Below are 16,603 nucleotides of genomic sequence, written 5' to 3'. Positions count from 1 at the left end.
CAGGTGCGTATAATTCTGCCAGACATTGGAGCCTTTGACCCCATGCCGCAGACCAAACACCCAAGCCATGCCCCACTCCTGCTCAGCAGCGTGACCGTCCCGCGTCTGCCCGCCAGGCATCCGCACGCCCATAAAGGTGACTTCGGCCACGTACTGGTGGTGGGCGGCGACCTCGGTACCGGTGGCGCAGTGCTGCTGAGCGCCGAAGCCTCACTGCGCTGCGGCGCTGGGCTGGTAAGTGTGGCAACGCGGCCCGAGCACGTTGCCCCAGCCCTTGCCCGTGTACCAGAAGCCATGTGCCTGGGCGTGAGCTCGGCTAACCAGCTGATGGACGTGCTGGAGCGCGCTTCGGTGCTGGTGATCGGCCCGGGGCTGGGCCAGGCCGCCTGGGGGCGCAGCCTGCTGTCGGCTGTCGCCAATGCCGAGCGGCCGCAAGTGTGGGATGCCGATGCGCTCAACTTGCTGGCGCGCACGCCCCTGGCATTACCCAGTGGCAGCATCCTCACCCCGCACCCGGGGGAGGCTGCGCGTCTGCTGGGCATTTCAACCGAGGCGGTGCAGGCCGACCGGGCGGGCGCGGCGCGCAAGCTGGCGCGCCGTTATGCCAGTGTTTGCGTGCTCAAGGGCGCCGGTACACTGGTGGCGGACCCATCGGGGCAGTTGGCCCTGTGCCAGCGCGGGCATCCGGCGATGGCGGGGGCAGGCTTGGGTGACGTGCTCACCGGTGTGCTGGCGGCGTTGTTGGCTCAAGGGCTGGATGCCTGGTGCGCCGCAGGTCTTGGGGTGTGGCTGCACGCCTGTGCCGGCGAGCGTTTGGGTGTGAAAGGTAGAGGCCTGGCGGCCAGTGATCTGGCGCCGGTCATTCGTGAGTTGTTGGAGGAGCATTCTGCGTGTCTGGCATAACCCTGTTTCTGGCCGATGAAGAGGCCACCGTCACATTCGGTGCATCACTGGCCCAGGTGACCGGCGGTCGCGGCATCATCTTTCTCGAGGGGAACCTGGGTGCGGGCAAGACGACGCTGTCCCGTGGCCTTATTCGCGGCTTGGGCCATACTGGTGCAGTGAAAAGCCCGACCTTCACCGTGGTCGAGCCTTACGAGATTGGTGACGTACGGGCCTTCCATTTCGACCTGTATCGCCTGGCCGATCCGGAAGAGCTGGAGTTCATGGGCATTCGCGACTACTTCGAGGGAGATCCGCTGTGCCTGTTCGAATGGCCAGAAAAGGGTGCGGGCGTTTTGCCAAAGCCTGACCTGACCATTACCATAAGCCCCCAAGCGGGCGGACGCTCGCTGATCCTTTCGCCGCAGGGGGCTCGCGGCGAGGCCTGGTGCACTGCGCTGGCCAAACACTATAAACAGTAAGTGGGGTAGGTATGCGCATACGCGCACTGGTCGCTGTAGTTGGGCTGCTGCTGACAGCGGTGACCGTCGACGCTATGGCCGTCACTCAAGTCAAGAGCATGCGCCTGTGGCGCGCACCGGACAACACGCGGCTGGTCTTCGACCTGTCTGGCCCCGTGCAGCATAGCGTCTTCACCCTCAGCGCACCCGATCGCCTGGTCATCGATATCAATGGCGCGACACTGGCGGCGCCGTTGAACGTGTCCACCTCCAATACACCCATCAGCAACGTGCGCTCCGCCCAACGTACGCCTAACGATCTGCGCGTGGTGGTCGACCTGAAAAAGTCGGTCACGCCCAAAAGCTTCACCCTGGCACCCAACGCCCAGTACGGCAACCGCCTGGTCGTCGACCTGTACGACCAGGAAGCCGATGCCATCGCCGCCTCGGCGCCTGCGGCACCGCCTGCGCCTGTGCAAACCCCGGCGACCACGCCAGCGGTACCGGTAAGCCCGGCCCAGCCCGCGATCAAACTGCCACCTGTACCCAGCGGCAAGCGTGACATCGTAATCGCCATCGACGCGGGTCATGGCGGTGAGGACCCGGGGGCTTCGGGGTCGCGTGGTCAGCATGAGAAAGACATCGTGCTGCAGATCGCCAAGGAACTGCAGCGTCAGATCAATACCGAGAAGGGCTACCGTGCCGAGCTGACCCGTACTGGTGACTACTTCATTCCGCTGCGCAAACGTACCGAGATTGCCCGCAAGAAAGGCGCCGACCTGTTCATTTCGATCCACGCCGACGCTGCTCCGTCGCGGGCCGCCTTCGGCGCCTCGGTATTCGCCCTGTCCGACCGTGGCGCCACATCCGAGACCGCCCGCTGGCTGGCCGACACAGAAAACCGCTCCGACCTCATCGGTGGCGCGGGTAACGTCAGCCTGGACGACAAAGATCGCATGCTCGCAGGTGTGCTGCTCGACCTGTCGATGACCGCAACGCTCAGTTCCAGCCTCAACGTCGGGCAAAAAGTGCTGGGCAACATGGGGCGTATCACCTCGCTGCACAAGCGGCGTGTGGAGCAAGCGGGCTTCATGGTACTGAAGTCGCCGGATATTCCATCGATACTGGTCGAAACCGGGTTCATCTCCAACAATAATGAAGCTGCCAAGCTGGCCACGCGTAGCCATCAGCAGGCGTTGGCCCGGTCGATCCACACCGGTGTGCGCCAGTATTTCCAGCAGAACCCGCCGCCTGGCACTTACATTGCCTGGATGCGCGACAGCGGCAAGATCGCCCAAGGGCCGCGTGAACACACGGTGCGCCCAGGTGAGACCCTGGCGATGCTCGCCGTGCGCTACCAGGTCAGCGTGGCTAGCCTGCGCAATACCAATAGCCTCAAGAGTGATGAGCTGAAGGTCGGCCAGCACCTCAATATTCCCTCAACGACCCTGGCTTCGCAGCAATGAGCGGCGGTTCACGCATCCAGCTGCTAAGCCCGCGGCTGGCCAACCAGATTGCCGCAGGTGAGGTGGTCGAGCGCCCGGCTTCTGTGGCCAAGGAGTTGTTGGAGAACAGTCTCGATTCCGGCGCCCGACGCATCGATGTCGAGGTGGAGCAGGGCGGCGTCAAACTGTTGCGGGTACGTGACGACGGCAGCGGTATTTCTGCCGACGACCTGCCATTGGCCCTGGCCCGGCATGCCACCAGCAAGATCCGCGAGCTGGAAGACCTTGAAGGGGTGCTGAGCCTGGGCTTCCGTGGCGAGGCGCTGGCCTCGATCAGCTCGGTGGCGCGCCTGACGCTCACCTCGCGCACTGCCAATGCGAGCGAAGCCTGGCAGGTCGAGACCGAAGGTCGCGACATGACCCCGCGAGTGCAGCCTGCTGCGCATCCTGTCGGCACCTCGGTGGAAGTACGAGACCTGTTCTTCAATACCCCGGCCCGTCGCAAGTTTCTCAAGGCCGAGAAGACCGAATTCGACCACCTGCAGGAAGTCATCCGGCGCCTGGCCCTGGCCCGCTTCGATGTGGCCTTCCACCTGCGGCACAACGGCAAGAGCATCCTCAGCCTGCATGAAGCGCATGATGAAACGGCCCGTGCGCGGCGAGTCGGCGCCATTTGTGGCGGGGGCTTCATGGAGCAGGCGCTGCCGATCGATGTCGAGCGTAACGGCCTGCGCCTGTGGGGCTGGGTCGGCCTGCCGACGTTCTCGCGCAGCCAGGCAGACCTCCAGTATTTCTTCGTCAACGGCCGTGCGGTGCGCGACAAGCTGGTAGCCCATGCGGTGCGTCAGGCTTACCGTGACGTCCTGTTCAATGGTCGTCACCCGACGTTCGTGCTGTTCCTTGAGCTTGAGCCCAACGGCGTCGACGTCAACGTGCACCCAACCAAGCACGAAGTGCGTTTCCGTGAGGGGCGTTCGGTTCACGACTTTCTCTATGGCACGCTGCACCGTGCCTTGGCCGATGTGCGCCCGGAAGACCATCTGGCCTCGGCGCCGGCCGCCGCTGCCGAGGTCGTCCGCCCGACGGGGCAACAGGCGGGCGAATTCGGCCCGCAAGGCGAGATGCGCCTGGCCTCGCCTGTGCTCGAGCAGCCCCAGGTGCCCCAGCATTCGATTTCCAACGGCGGCAGTGGCGCCGGTTACCAGTATCAGTACAGCCCCCGCCCATCGCAGCCGTTGCCCGCTGCCGAGGCCCAGGCGGTCTACCGCGAGTTCTACAAGCCACTGAACGATGACGCCGCTGCGCCTGCGTCGTTGCCGCAGAGCCAGGGCGACATCCCGCCATTAGGCTATGCCCTGGCTCAGCTCAAAGGCATCTACATCCTCGCCGAGAACGCTGCCGGCCTGGTCCTGGTGGACATGCACGCAGCCCACGAGCGGATCATGTACGAGCGGCTCAAGGTGGCGATGGCCAGCGAGGGGTTGAGTGGCCAGCCGCTGCTGGTGCCCGAGTCGCTGGCGCTTAGCCAGCGCGAGGCCGATTGCGCCGAGGAGCATGCCCAGTGGTTCCAGCGTCTGGGCTTCGAGTTGCAGCGCCTGGGCCCCGAGACACTGGCGATCCGCCAGATTCCTGCGCTGCTCAAGCAGGCCGAGGCCAACCGCCTGGTGCAGGATGTGCTTGCCGACCTTATGGAGTACGGCACCAGCGACCGCATTCAGGCGCACCTGAACGAACTGCTCGGTACCATGGCCTGCCACGGTGCCGTGCGTGCCAACCGGCGCTTGGCGATTGCTGAGATGAACGCCCTGCTGCGTGACATGGAAAACACCGAGCGTAGCGGCCAGTGCAACCATGGCCGGCCGACCTGGACCCAAATGGGCCTGGACGACCTGGACAAACTTTTCCTGCGCGGTCGATGACATGAGCGGCAAGCCCCCAGCAATATTCCTCATGGGCCCGACGGCGGCCGGCAAGACCGACCTTGCCATCGAGCTGACCAAGGTCTTGCCCTGCGAGCTGATCAGCGTCGACTCGGCGCTGGTCTATCGCGGCATGGACATCGGCAGCGCCAAACCCTCAAAAGAGGTTTTGGCTGCTCATCCACATCGTCTTATCGATATACGCGACCCTGCCGAGAGTTACTCGGCTGCGCAGTTTCGCACCGATGCCCTTCAGGCCATGGCCGAGATCACCGCGCGAGGCAAGGTCCCGCTGTTGGTAGGCGGCACCATGCTCTATTACAAGGCATTGATCGATGGCCTGGCGGACATGCCGCCCGCCGATGCCGGGGTGCGAGCCGCGCTTGAGGCCCAGGCGCAGGCGCTGGGTTCGGCCGAGCTGCATCGCCAGCTCGCCGAAGTGGACCCTGAGTCCGCCGCACGCATCCACCCCAACGACCCTCAGCGCCTGATCCGTGCGCTGGAGGTCTACCAGGTGAGTGGCGAGAGCATGACAGCCCATCGCCAGCGTCAATTCGCGGAAAGTAGCGGCGCAGACGCATGCGCTGGTGGGCATTTGCCCTATACTGTCGCGAGTTTGGCGATTGCTCCCACAGATCGTCACATTTTGCATCAGCGAATTGCGTTACGATTTTCGCAGATGCTGGAACAGGGCTTCGTCGACGAGGTCCGATCGCTGCGAGCCAGAAGTGACTTGCACGCCGGGCTGCCGTCTATACGGGCAGTGGGGTATCGGCAGGTCTGGGACTACCTCGACGGCAAGCTGACTGAGAATGAGATGCGAGAACGCGGTATCATTGCTACTCGCCAGCTGGCCAAGCGGCAGTTCACCTGGTTGCGCGGTTGGTCCGACGTGCACTGGCTCGACAGCCTGGCCTGCGACAATCTGTCCCGCACCTTGAAATACCTTGGGGCCATCTCCATATTGAGCTGAGTCCCTGCTGATTGCCGTCTATTCTTGCGAAGGGGCGGCCTAACTTATCGATTTTTCTGATTTTCTACTATTTATCCTTACAGGAGTGCGGCATATGTCAAAAGGGCATTCGCTACAAGACCCTTACTTGAACACCTTGAGAAAAGAAAAGGTCCCGGTTTCGATCTATCTGGTCAATGGGATCAAGCTGCAGGGCTCGATCGAATCGTTCGACCAATTCGTGGTGCTGTTGAAAAACACCGTCAGCCAGATGGTCTACAAGCACGCGATTTCGACCGTGGTTCCAGCCCGTCCGGTTCGCCTGCCAAGCCCGTCCGATTCCGAACACGGCGACAGCGAACCAGGCAACGCCTGATAGGAGCCTGCATTGTTCTTTGAGCGCCACGGTGGTGGTGAGCGGGCGCTGCTCGTTCACTTGGAAGGTCAGAACCCTGAGGCGCGCGAAGACCCGCAGGAGTTTCAGGAACTGGCATTGTCGGCCGGAGCCGACATCGTCTCGCTGGTCACAGTGGCAAGGCATCAGCCTACCGCCAAATACCTGATTGGCAGCGGCAAGGTCGAGGAACTGCGCGACCTGGTCAAAGCCGAACAGGTAGATCTGGTGATTTTCAATCACACCCTCACGCCCAGCCAGGAACGTAACCTCGAACGCGTCTTCGAGTGTCGCGTGCTTGACCGTACCGGGCTTATTCTCGACATCTTCGCCCAACGGGCGCGTACCCATGAAGGCAAGCTGCAGGTCGAACTGGCCCAGCTCGAGCACATGAGCACGCGGCTGGTGCGCGGCTGGACCCACCTTGAGCGTCAGAAGGGTGGTATCGGTATGCGCGGCCCGGGTGAAACCCAGCTGGAAACCGATCGGCGTCTGCTGCGGGTGCGCCTGCGCCAGATCAAGTCACGCCTGGAAAAGGTTCGCAGCCAGCGTGAGCAGGCTCGCCGGGGCCGTCGGCGCGCGGATATTCCGTCGGTATCGCTGGTGGGCTACACCAACGCTGGCAAGTCCACGCTGTTCAACGCCCTGACCGAATCCGATGTGTACGCTGCCGACCAATTGTTCGCCACCCTCGACCCGACCCTGCGCCGGCTCCAGCTCGACGACCTTGGGCCAATCGTGCTGGCTGACACCGTTGGCTTCATTCGTCACCTTCCGCACAAGCTGGTCGAGGCATTTCGGGCTACGCTCGAAGAGTCGAGCAACTCCGACTTGCTGCTGCATGTGATCGATGCCCATGAGCCAGAGCGCATGGAGCAGATCGAGCAGGTGCTGGCAGTATTGGGCGAGATCGGTGCCGAAGGCTTGCCGATACTCGAGGTCTATAACAAACTCGACCTGCTTGAAGATGTCGAGCCGCAGATCCAGCGCAATGCAGATGGCAAGCCGGAGCGGGTCTGGGTATCGGCTCGAGATGGTCGTGGCCTGGACCTGGTTGGTCAGGCCATTGCCGAATTGCTGGGGGATGATCTTTTTGTCGGTACCCTGTGCCTGGAGCAGCGTTTTGCCCGCTTGCGCGCGCAATTCTTTGCCTTGGGTGCGGTGCAGAGTGAAGAGCATGACGAAGAAGGGCGCAGCCTGCTGAGTGTGCGATTGCCCAGGGTCGAGTTGAATCGCCTGGTCAGCCGCGAAGGCATGGAGCCGCAAGTGTTTGTCGAGCAACACACTTTGCAATAAATGCCCGTCGAGGTCGTCGGGCAGCAGTGGCAGGCATTCTGTAGCATTGGACGGCGCGCCGTGGGCGCGTCTTTGCTTTATCAGATGGAGAGCGCTATGGCTTGGAACGAGCCGGGTGGCAACTCGAACAATCAGGATCCCTGGGGCGGTCGCCGCGGTGGTGGTGGCGGCGGTGGCGATAAAAAAGGCCCGCCGGATCTGGACGAGGCCTTCCGCAAACTGCAGGACAGCCTTAACGGCATGTTCGGCAGCGGCAAGAAACGTGGCGGCGGTGACCGCAATGTCGGCAAGGGTGGCGGCTACGGCCTGCTGGGCATCGGCCTGGCGGTACTGGCTGCCATCTGGCTGTACAGCGCCGTGTATGTGGTCGACGAGCAGGAGCAGGCCGTTGTGCTGCGCTTCGGCAAGTACTATGAAACGGTCGGTCCCGGCCTGAACATCTACTTCCCGCCGATCGATCGCAAGTACATGGAAAACGTCACGCGTGAGCGTGCCTACACCAAGCAGGGCCAGATGCTCACCGAAGACGAGAACATCGTCGAGGTGCCACTGACCGTCCAGTACAAGATCACCAACCTGCAGGACTTCGTGCTCAACGTCGACCAGCCCGAGGTGAGCCTGCAGCATGCCACCGAAAGCGCCCTGCGCCACGTGGTGGGCTCCACCTCGATGGACCAGGTGTTGACCGAGGGTCGTGAGCAGATGGCCGTGGATATCCGCGAACGCCTGCAGCGCTTCCTCGACAACTACCGTACCGGTATCACCGTCACCCAGGTCAACGTCCAGAGCGCGGCAGCCCCGCGTGAAGTGCAGGAAGCCTTCGACGACGTGATCCGTGCCCGTGAAGACGAACAGCGTGCCCGTAACCAGGCCGAATCCTACGCCAATGGCGTGGTGCCGGAAGCCCGTGGTCAGGCGCAACGCATCATCGAGGACGCCAACGGTTACCGCGACGAAGTCATCGCCCGCGCCAAGGGTGAGGCTGACCGCTTTACCAAGCTGCTCGCCGAGTACCGCAAGGCACCTGACGTAACCCGTCAGCGTCTGTACCTGGAGACCATGCAAGAGGTCTACAGCAACACGAGCAAAGTCATGGTGGCAACCAAGGATGGGCAGAACAACCTGCTCTATCTGCCGCTGGACAAGATGGTCGAAAGCGGTCGCAACAAGTCCGCGCCGGCTACCAGTGTGTCGCCATCGGCCAATGATGCGGCCGCACGTGCGGCGCAGGACCTGCAACAGCAACAGCAGCAGATGCGCACTAGGGAGAGCCGCTGATGAGCAATAAATCGCTGATCGCCCTGATCGCAGCTGTGGTGCTGGCTGTCGTGGCCTGGAACAGCTTCTACATCGTGGCCCAGACCGAACGTGCGGTACTGCTGCAATTCGGCCGTGTGGTCCAGGCGGATGTCCAGCCTGGCTTGCATGTGAAGATTCCTTATGTGAACCAGGTGCGCAGGTTCGACGCCCGCCTGATGACCCTCGACGCCCCGACCCAGCGGTTCCTGACCCTGGAGAAGAAAGCGGTGATGGTCGACGCCTACGCCAAGTGGCGTGTTCAGGATGCCGAGCGTTTCTATACCGCGACTTCCGGTCTCAAGCAGATCGCCGATGAGCGTCTGTCTCGTCGTCTGGAAAGCGGCCTGCGTGACCAGTTCGGTAAACGTACCCTGCACGAAGTGGTGTCCGGTGAGCGCGATGCGCTGATGGCTGATATCACCGCATCGCTGAACCGCATGGCCAGCAAGGAGCTGGGTATCGAGGTGGTCGATGTGCGCGTCAAGGCCATCGACCTGCCGAAGGAAGTCAACCGCAGCGTGTTCGACCGTATGAGCACCGAGCGTGAGCGGGAAGCCCGCGAGCATCGTGCCAAGGGTAACGAGCTGGCAGAGGGTATCCGTGCCGATGCCGACCGTCAGCGCCGCGTGCTGCTGGCCGAAGCCTATCGTGAGGCGGAAGAAACCCGTGGTGATGGTGATGCCCAGTCGGCCGCCATCTATGCCAAGGCCTACACCCAGGACGCCGATTTCTATGCGTTCTACCGTAGCCTTCAGGCATACCGCGACAGCTTCTCCAGCAAGAGCGATGTGCTGGTCCTGGATCCGAAGAACGAGTTCTTCCGCTTCCTGGACAAGAGCAAGCCCTGATGCTCTGATCGGGAAGTGCCCCGCCTGGCAGCTAAAACACCAGGCGGGGTGCATCCTGATTAAAAAGGGGTGTATGATGAGGCAGCCGGGAAATTTCCCGGCTTTTTTGCGTCTGCAAGGTTGATTGGCAAAGCGCCAGTTGACGGTTTGGTCAGTTCGCAAGGCAATTCGAGGGTATTGGGTACGGTGGCGGCGCTGGGATCAGTGCTGCCTGCTGCTGTGCGCCAATGCCTGCTTTACTGACGGCTCGCCTGCAGGCAAGCCGCCCGGACCAGAGGGGAAATGGCGTAATGGCAACGGTAGACCGCTGGCTACTGCCAGATGGCATCGAGGAAGTACTGCCACCTGAGGCTGCGCGTATCGAGATCGCGCGTCGTCAGGTGTTGGACCTGTTCCAGAGTTGGGGCTACGAACTGGTCGTCACCCCGCATATCGAGTACCTGGAGTCGCTGCTTACCGGCGCCGGCCAGGACCTGGATCAGCGCACCTTCAAGGTGGTCGACCCGCAGTCCGGTCGCCTGATGGGTTTCCGTGCCGACTTTACCCCGCAGGTGGCGCGCATCGACGCCCACACCCTGCGCCGCGAAGGCCCGAGCCGGCTGTGCTATGCCGGCAGTGTGCTGCACGCCCAGCCGCGTGCCCTGTCCACCTCGCGCAGCCCGATCCAGCTGGGTGCCGAGTTGTACGGCGACGCCAGCCCTACCAGTGATGTCGAAGTCATCAGCCTGATGCTCGCCACGCTGCAACTGACCGACGTCGCGGATGTGCACATGGATCTCGGCCATGTCGGCATCTACCGTGGCCTGGCGCGCGCCGCCGGGTTGTCCGGTGCAGTCGAACAGCAGCTGTTCGATGCCCTGCAGCGCAAGTCGGTCGATGAAGTGCAGGCACTGACTGCCGACTTGCCGAAAGACCTGAGCAACATGCTGCGCGCGCTGGTCGAGCTGTGCGGTGGCCGCGAAGTGCTGGCCGAAGCCCGTGTGCGCCTGGGCCGCGCCCCAGCCAGCGTGCTGGCGGCGCTGGATGACCTGCTGGCGATAGCTGATCGCCTGGCCGCGCGCTACCCGGACCTGCCGCTGTATTTCGATCTTGGCGAGCTGCGTGGCTACAACTACCACACCGGTGTGGTGTTCGCCGTGTTCGTGCCTGGCGAAGGTCAATCGATCGCCCAGGGCGGGCGCTACGACGACATCGGCGCAGATTTCGGCCGGGCCCGCCCGGCCACTGGTTTCTCCACGGATTTGAAGACCCTGGTCACACTGGGGCGAGCGGAGGTCGTATTGCCAACTGGCGGCATCTGGATGCCCGACAGTGGTGACGCGGCCCTCTGGCAGCAGGTCTGCCAGTTGCGCAACGAGGGCCAGCGTGTGGTTCAGGCTCTGCCTGGCCAGCCGTTGAGTGCTGCTCTCGAGGCGGATTGTGATCGGCAATTGATTCAGCAAGACGGGCGCTGGCAGGTTCTGCCGCTGACCCATTGAGTTTCTGCGTCGGCAGTAGGCCGGCAACCAAGTTTGCGTGAATGAGGACCAATGTAATGGGTAAGAATGTCGTCGTCCTGGGCACCCAGTGGGGTGATGAGGGCAAAGGCAAGATCGTCGATCTGCTGACCGAACATGCTGCCGCCGTAGTGCGCTACCAGGGTGGCCACAACGCTGGCCACACGCTGGTGATCAACGGTGAAAAAACCGTTCTGCACCTGATCCCGTCCGGCATCCTGCGCGAAGGCGTGCAGTGCCTGATCGGCAACGGCGTGGTCGTCGCGCCCGATGCCCTGATGCGTGAAATCACCAAGCTGGAAGAGAAGGGCGTACCGGTGCGTGAGCGCCTGCGCATCAGCCCGGCTGCTCCGCTGATCCTGTCGTACCACGTAGCCTTGGACCAGGCCCGCGAGAAAGCCCGTGGCGAAGCCAAGATCGGCACTACCGGCCGCGGTATCGGCCCAGCCTATGAAGACAAGGTCGCCCGTCGCGGCCTGCGCGTCGGCGACCTGTTCCACCGTGAGCGTTTTGCTGCAAAGCTCGGTGAGCTGCTGGACTACCACAACTTCCAGCTGGTCAATTACTACAAAGAGCCGGCCATCGACTTCCAGCAGACGCTGGACGAGTGCATGGAATACGCCGAGCTGCTCAAGCCGATGATGCTCGACGTGACCGCCGAGCTGCACAACCTGCGTCGTGCCGGCAAGGACATCATGTTCGAAGGCGCCCAGGGTTCGCTGCTGGACATCGACCACGGTACCTACCCGTACGTCACCAGCTCCAACACCACTGCTGGCGGTATCTCCACCGGTTCCGGCGTTGGCCCGATGTACCTGGACTACATCCTGGGTATCACCAAGGCCTACACCACGCGCGTGGGTTCCGGTCCGTTCCCGACCGAACTGTTCGACGAAACCGGTGCCGGCCTGGCCAAGCGTGGTCACGAGTTTGGCTCGACCACTGGCCGTGCCCGTCGTTGCGGCTGGTTCGATGCCGTCATCCTGCGTCGCGCCATCGACGTCAACAGCATCTCGGGTATCTGCCTGACCAAGCTGGACGTACTGGACGGCATGGAAACCATCAACATCTGTGTTGGCTACAAGGACGCAAACGGCGCCGTTAACGATGCCCCGTCCGACGCTGACAGCTACATCGGCCTGGAGCCGGTGTATGAAACGATGCCAGGCTGGAGCGAGTCGACCGTGGGCGCCAAGTCTCTGGAAGCCCTGCCAGAAGCTGCTCGCGCTTACATCAAGCGCATCGAGGAGCTGGTTGGCGCGCCGATCGATATCATCTCCACCGGCCCGGACCGCAACGAGACCATCGTGCTGCGTCATCCGTTCGCCTGATCTGCCACAGGCTGATCTGACGCCGCGCTCTTGAAAGAGAGCGCGGCGTTTTTGCATCTGCTTGGTGCTAATAGCACCGCTGCTCAACCTTGGCGTTTATCCCTGCTGTGCCCGGCACAACCCTTGCTGTAAGAAGTTGCTGTAGATGCCATCAAAATAATGGCGCCAGAAAGCACGAGGGTTTTACCGTGTCTGCCATCCTCTCACTGTTACGAAGCCGCCTCTTGCGGCCTGTGTTTGTTGCCCTTGGTATCGCCCTTTTGGTGCAGGTGCTGGTCGCCGTTGCGCTGACCCGAAGCACTGTCACTGCCCTTGAGGCCGACTTGGGCGAGCGCCTGGGCAGCGATAGCCGTAAGCTTGCCAGCGAGCTTGAGCAAGCTGGGCAGGACGTACGCGCCGGCCTCGACAGCCTTTCCAGCAGTACGCGACAGCGCCTGAGTGCCGGGCTGTCCGAGCGGCTGCAAACCGAGCAGCAGCAACTGCGCGCAACACTGGAAAAAAACCTCAAGGACTCGGCCAACGACATGGCCCAACTGCTGGCATCGGTCGCCCCGCGGGCTATCTGGGACAACGATGTGCCGGTGCTTTCAGACTTCGCGCGTCGGGCCCAGCGCAACCCCAACGTCCTGTTCGTGATTTATGACGACGCCCAGGGTCAGCACCTGACCCGCTACCTGAATCGACAGAACCCGATCAACCAGGCCTTGATGGAAAAGGGCCAGGGTGAGCGGGCCTTGGACAAGGTACTGGATGCCGCTCGCCGCGACCCTTCGGTGTACTTCGTCGAAGCCTCGATCAGCCCCAACGGCGCGGAAATCGGCAAGGTACTGATGGGGGTATCCACTGCCGGTGTCGATCAGGAGCTCAAAGCCCTGGACCAGCGCTTCGCTGCCTTGATCACCAGTGGAGAGCAGTTGGTGGGTGACAGCCTCGGTGCCGCCGCAGCGGACAGCGGCAAGGCCCTGCGCGAGCGCCTGGAAACCGCACAGGGCAGTGCTACGGCGATGCAGGCCAATACCGCACAAACCGTGCGCCACGCTGCCGCAGAGCTGCGTTGGCGCATCGGGCTGGGTCTTGTGGTGGTAGGGGTGGGTGTTTTGCTGGTAGTGGCCTTGGTGCTAGGCCGTCGGGTGCTCAGCAAGCTGCGCCTGCTGATCACCGCACTCAACGATTTGGCTGCAGGTGAAGGTGACCTGACCAAGCGCGTCAACCTCGACAGTCGCGACGAGATTGGTGACATGGCCTCAGCGGTCAACCGCTTCGTCGACAAGTTGCAGCCGATTGTCCGCGAGGCCGGCGAGGTGGCACAGCGTACGGGGGTCGAGATCGGCAGCATGACCCAGCGCAATGCTGGCGCCGATGCTGCCGCAGCACTGCAACGCGACGAAGTGGCCGCCAGCCTGCGCGACCTGTCGAGCATGGCCGATGAGGCCCAGGCTGAAAGCCACGCCATGCAGGCGGCGCTGCAGCAGGTGGTCGACATCCGGCAAGCGACCGATGAGAACAGCCGCGCGTCAACCCAATTGGCCGGCATGATCGAGAACCTGGCAGGCCAAGTCGAAACCGGCTCGCAGGTGATCGAACGGCTGGCCAGGCAGAGCGAGCAAATCGAGGTGGTGCTGACCGTGATTCACGGTATCGCCGAACAGACCAACCTTTTGGCGCTCAACGCCGCCATCGAGGCCGCGCGTGCCGGCGAAACCGGGCGCGGCTTCGCCGTGGTGGCCGACGAGGTGCGGGCACTGGCGAGCAAGACGCAAAGCTCGACCGGTGATATTCAGGCCCATATCGCAGCGCTGCAGAAGGGCGCCAAGGAGGCGGTGGCAACCATCGGCCAGGCAGGTCTGAAGGCCAGTGAAGGCCTGTCGGTGCTGCGCGAGAACGAGCGCCGGCAGCAGTCGGTGCAGGCGGCAGTGGAGCAGGTGCATGCCGCAATCGGGCTGGCCACGCGGGCCGCTGAGCAGCAAGCGCATGGTGCGCAGGCGGTGCGTGGGCGGGTTGAGAATATCCATGCTCAGGCAGAACGTTCGGCAGAAGTGGTGATGCAAACCACAGCGAGCAGCAAGGTGCTGGATGACTTGGCGGCGCAGTTGCGTGCGAGCCTGGGGCAATTCCGCGCCTGATCATGCGAATCAAGGCTTGAGGAGAAGCTGTCTTGCTCAAAATTCGAAAGGCTGTGCGCCCCCTGGGAGCAACTGTCTGGCTCAACTTCTAAAAGTTGCCGCAATCCAAGTGGGAGCCGGCTTGCCGGCGATGGGCCGCAAAGCGGCCGCAGATGCTCGCTGGCCCCGTCGAGCGCGCTCGGGCTATCACAGCTCGGCTATGGGGGCTGCTGCGCAGCCCATCGCCGGCAAGCCGGCTCCCACCGCGACCGCGCAGTTCCTCAAGCCTGCGGAGCAAACACCCGGAGTCCGTCAAAAAGACGCTAGTGGAGGTTGATCAGCTGCATAGAGTCCCACTTGGGTGGTGGCTCATTAAGCCAGATATGTCGAGACCAGCGCCCTGGCCGGTAGGATTTCTGGTAGTGCCGGTGGTGGGCTCGTGGGAGGCGCGTTGCTAAGCTCTGTGTGGGGGGTGGAATTCCCTCAGCAGGATTTGGAGGGGTAACATGCGTCGTAATTGGGGCGGCCGTGGGTGGGAAGTATGGAGGGGATTACGGTGGTGAATGGATGGGCGGTCTGGGGGAGGTGATTTATGAGAGTGTGCGAGAGTGAGTTCCGTAGCAATGACAGTGATCGCGTCTATCCTAATAGCTTGTATGGGGGGCAGCGTGTGCATGATGGTTTATTTGGCTTGTCGTTATGTAAAGGATATTGAAGCGGCCTTGTCTAAATGCAGTTATATTCAGAGTAATAAGGACAACTTTTCATCGGCCGGACTTGTTGGCAAGGTGATGCGGACCTGCCTGGCGGCAAACATGCTTATGATTCCGGGGTTGTTCATTCGAAAAGGTATGGCAGACGTTTCGGATGTAGAGAGCTTCCCAAAGCCTATTAAAAAAATCCTACTACCATCGTGGCTGGGGCTCGTATTGTCGACGATCTTGTTCTTTGCTTTCAATTGGATAATAAGCGTTTTGACGTGAGCCAATGATGTAGCCTCAAGTGCTCAGGCTGTTTTCCCAAATCGCTTGGTAGAAAGGCTGAGTGCGTCGAGAGGAGTTCGCTAGTTGCGGGCTTGGGAGTGGGCGATTGGTCGATATGTCGGGGCGTATGGAGGCAATAGCATTTGTTGCTGTAGGTATTCCCACCGATGGAATGGCAAATTCCGCATGCGTAATATTGCAAATATCGCTGGAGAAGAGGAGGGGGGTTGTATGAGGCAGTGCGATGAGTAACTTGCACCTGGCGGTGCTCGGTGTGGCTGTGATCATTTCTCCGTTTTTGATGTTTGGTGTGTGGGTTTTTTTAGTGTATCGATATTTGGATCGTATCGAATCAATCTTATCAAATAGTCGAATGGTGGCTGTGAATAGAAAAATTTATTCTCATGCTGGGTTGCTCGGGAAAGTCATGCGGTTAGGTTCGATTTCTGCAATGCTATCTATGAAATATTTTAGCGTCCGAAAGAGTTTATTAGATAGCGATGACGTTAGTAAGGTTCCCGTCGATTTGCACAGGCTGTTAGTGCTCTTGTGGAATATGCAAATATTGCTGATTGCACTGATTGTTCTGTTTTTTGTTTGGATAGAGTACTAGGGAGGCTCCTGTGTGTCGTTCGAAAACCAAGGCTGCTCGCCAGCCTGGAGTCGTTCTGAAGCCTTATTCAAATACATCGCGTAGTCAGCAGATAAACCGGCAAGCCCGAAACCAAAATCAGCAATGCCGCATAGGGTGCCGCCGCCGCTAATTCGACGTTGGCGGTATGCGCCCAGAGCTCGGTGGCCAGGGTGGTCATGCCAGTCGGGCTAAGTAGCAGGGTGGCGGTAAGCTATTTCATGGCATCAAGAAACACCTTGGCGAACGCCGTCGTTAGAGTCTGGCCGATGGTCGGCAAGGTCACTCGGCAGAACGTCGCGAAACCGCTGGCGCCCAAGGTACGGGCTGCTTCTTCGAGGGTCGGGGAGGCCTTGTTTAGTGCGGTACGCACAGGCGCCTGAGCCAGTGGTAAGAACAGCAGCGGAGGCCCGCATTAGCAGCGCGGTAGTTTTTTAGAGCGCTGACACCTAGTGCAGGGCAGTGTCCATGAGGCGGGCGAAGTGGCGCAGCGGACCTGAGTCGAAATCGGCGCCATGGCCCTGCGTGATGCCGGTGCCGACCCCGACGCAACTGCCGCGCTAA

13 protein-coding genes and 2 pseudogenes are annotated in these 16,603 nt (G+C 61.7%); 14 read left to right on the top strand and 1 reads right to left on the bottom strand.

From position 1 onward, the window contains the following. Positions 1-42: 42 nt before the first annotated feature. From ACIPZH_RS16520 to ACIPZH_RS16455, 14 genes and pseudogenes are all read left to right on the top strand, one after another. Positions 43-903 (top strand): NAD(P)H-hydrate dehydratase, encoded by an 861-nt coding sequence (locus ACIPZH_RS16520; protein WP_400629732.1) that lies wholly within the window; start codon positions 43-45, stop codon positions 901-903. Then, complete coding sequence (tsaE, locus tag ACIPZH_RS16515) at positions 891-1,364, top strand: tRNA (adenosine(37)-N6)-threonylcarbamoyltransferase complex ATPase subunit type 1 TsaE (protein WP_400636916.1); 474 nt, start codon at positions 891-893, stop codon at positions 1,362-1,364. The genes ACIPZH_RS16520 and tsaE overlap by 13 nt, the downstream gene beginning before the upstream one ends. Before the next feature lie 11 nt (positions 1,365-1,375). Continuing rightward, the gene (locus ACIPZH_RS16510) at positions 1,376-2,809 is read left to right on the top strand and encodes an N-acetylmuramoyl-L-alanine amidase (protein ID WP_400629736.1); all 1,434 of its coding nucleotides are present in this window, start codon (positions 1,376-1,378) and stop codon (positions 2,807-2,809) included. Then, positions 2,806-4,707: a DNA mismatch repair endonuclease MutL gene (gene mutL / locus ACIPZH_RS16505; RefSeq protein ID WP_400629738.1), complete on the top strand. Its 1,902-nt coding sequence runs from the start codon at positions 2,806-2,808 to the stop codon at positions 4,705-4,707. Before ACIPZH_RS16510 ends, mutL begins: the two co-directional genes overlap by 4 nt. A gap of 1 nt (position 4,708) precedes the next feature. Next, positions 4,709-5,680, top strand: coding sequence for a tRNA (adenosine(37)-N6)-dimethylallyltransferase MiaA (miaA, locus tag ACIPZH_RS16500; RefSeq protein WP_241806247.1), 972 nt, complete (start codon positions 4,709-4,711; stop codon positions 5,678-5,680). 94 nt (positions 5,681-5,774) lie between these two features. Continuing rightward, positions 5,775-6,035, top strand: coding sequence for an RNA chaperone Hfq (gene hfq, locus ACIPZH_RS16495; protein ID WP_003258160.1), 261 nt, complete (start codon positions 5,775-5,777; stop codon positions 6,033-6,035). 12 nt (positions 6,036-6,047) lie between these two features. Beyond that, the gene (gene hflX, locus ACIPZH_RS16490) at positions 6,048-7,349 is read left to right on the top strand and encodes a ribosome rescue GTPase HflX (RefSeq protein ID WP_267819103.1); all 1,302 of its coding nucleotides are present in this window, start codon (positions 6,048-6,050) and stop codon (positions 7,347-7,349) included. A gap of 96 nt (positions 7,350-7,445) precedes the next feature. Next, positions 7,446-8,627, top strand: coding sequence for an FtsH protease activity modulator HflK (gene hflK / locus ACIPZH_RS16485; protein ID WP_267819101.1), 1,182 nt, complete (start codon positions 7,446-7,448; stop codon positions 8,625-8,627). Continuing rightward, entirely contained in the window at positions 8,627-9,496 is an 870-nt protein-coding gene (gene hflC, locus ACIPZH_RS16480) for a protease modulator HflC (RefSeq protein WP_241806244.1), read from the top strand. Before hflK ends, hflC begins: the two co-directional genes overlap by 1 nt. Before the next feature lie 290 nt (positions 9,497-9,786). Continuing rightward, positions 9,787-10,974: an ATP phosphoribosyltransferase regulatory subunit gene (locus ACIPZH_RS16475; RefSeq protein ID WP_241806243.1), complete on the top strand. Its 1,188-nt coding sequence runs from the start codon at positions 9,787-9,789 to the stop codon at positions 10,972-10,974. 56 nt (positions 10,975-11,030) lie between these two features. Next, positions 11,031-12,323, top strand: a complete 1,293-nt coding sequence (locus ACIPZH_RS16470; protein WP_241806242.1) for an adenylosuccinate synthase — start codon at positions 11,031-11,033, stop codon at positions 12,321-12,323. 524 nt (positions 12,324-12,847) lie between these two features. Further along, positions 12,848-13,540 (top strand): annotated as a pseudogene (locus tag ACIPZH_RS16465) (methyl-accepting chemotaxis protein); the annotation flags it as partial. 21 nt (positions 13,541-13,561) lie between these two features. Further along, positions 13,562-14,446, top strand: coding sequence for a methyl-accepting chemotaxis protein (locus tag ACIPZH_RS16460; RefSeq protein WP_372490513.1), 885 nt, complete (start codon positions 13,562-13,564; stop codon positions 14,444-14,446). 1,206 nt (positions 14,447-15,652) lie between these two features. Continuing rightward, positions 15,653-16,021 carry a hypothetical protein gene (locus ACIPZH_RS16455; RefSeq protein WP_400636914.1) on the top strand — a complete coding sequence of 123 codons (369 nt, stop codon included), beginning with the start codon at positions 15,653-15,655 and terminating at the stop codon, positions 16,019-16,021. A 67-nt stretch (positions 16,022-16,088) separates the two neighbouring features. Here ACIPZH_RS16455 and ACIPZH_RS16450 read toward each other — a convergent pair. Continuing rightward, positions 16,089-16,442: pseudogene (locus ACIPZH_RS16450) on the bottom strand (ABC transporter permease subunit); the annotation flags it as partial. Between the last annotated feature and the right edge of the window lie 161 nt (positions 16,443-16,603).

This window comes from Pseudomonas sp. NPDC089758 (genome assembly GCF_044748705.1).
Lineage (GTDB): Bacteria > Pseudomonadota > Gammaproteobacteria > Pseudomonadales > Pseudomonadaceae > Aquipseudomonas > Aquipseudomonas putida_X.
The sequence above is the reverse complement of the archived record's forward strand: the minus strand, read 5'-3'. Positions and strand labels throughout refer to the sequence as shown.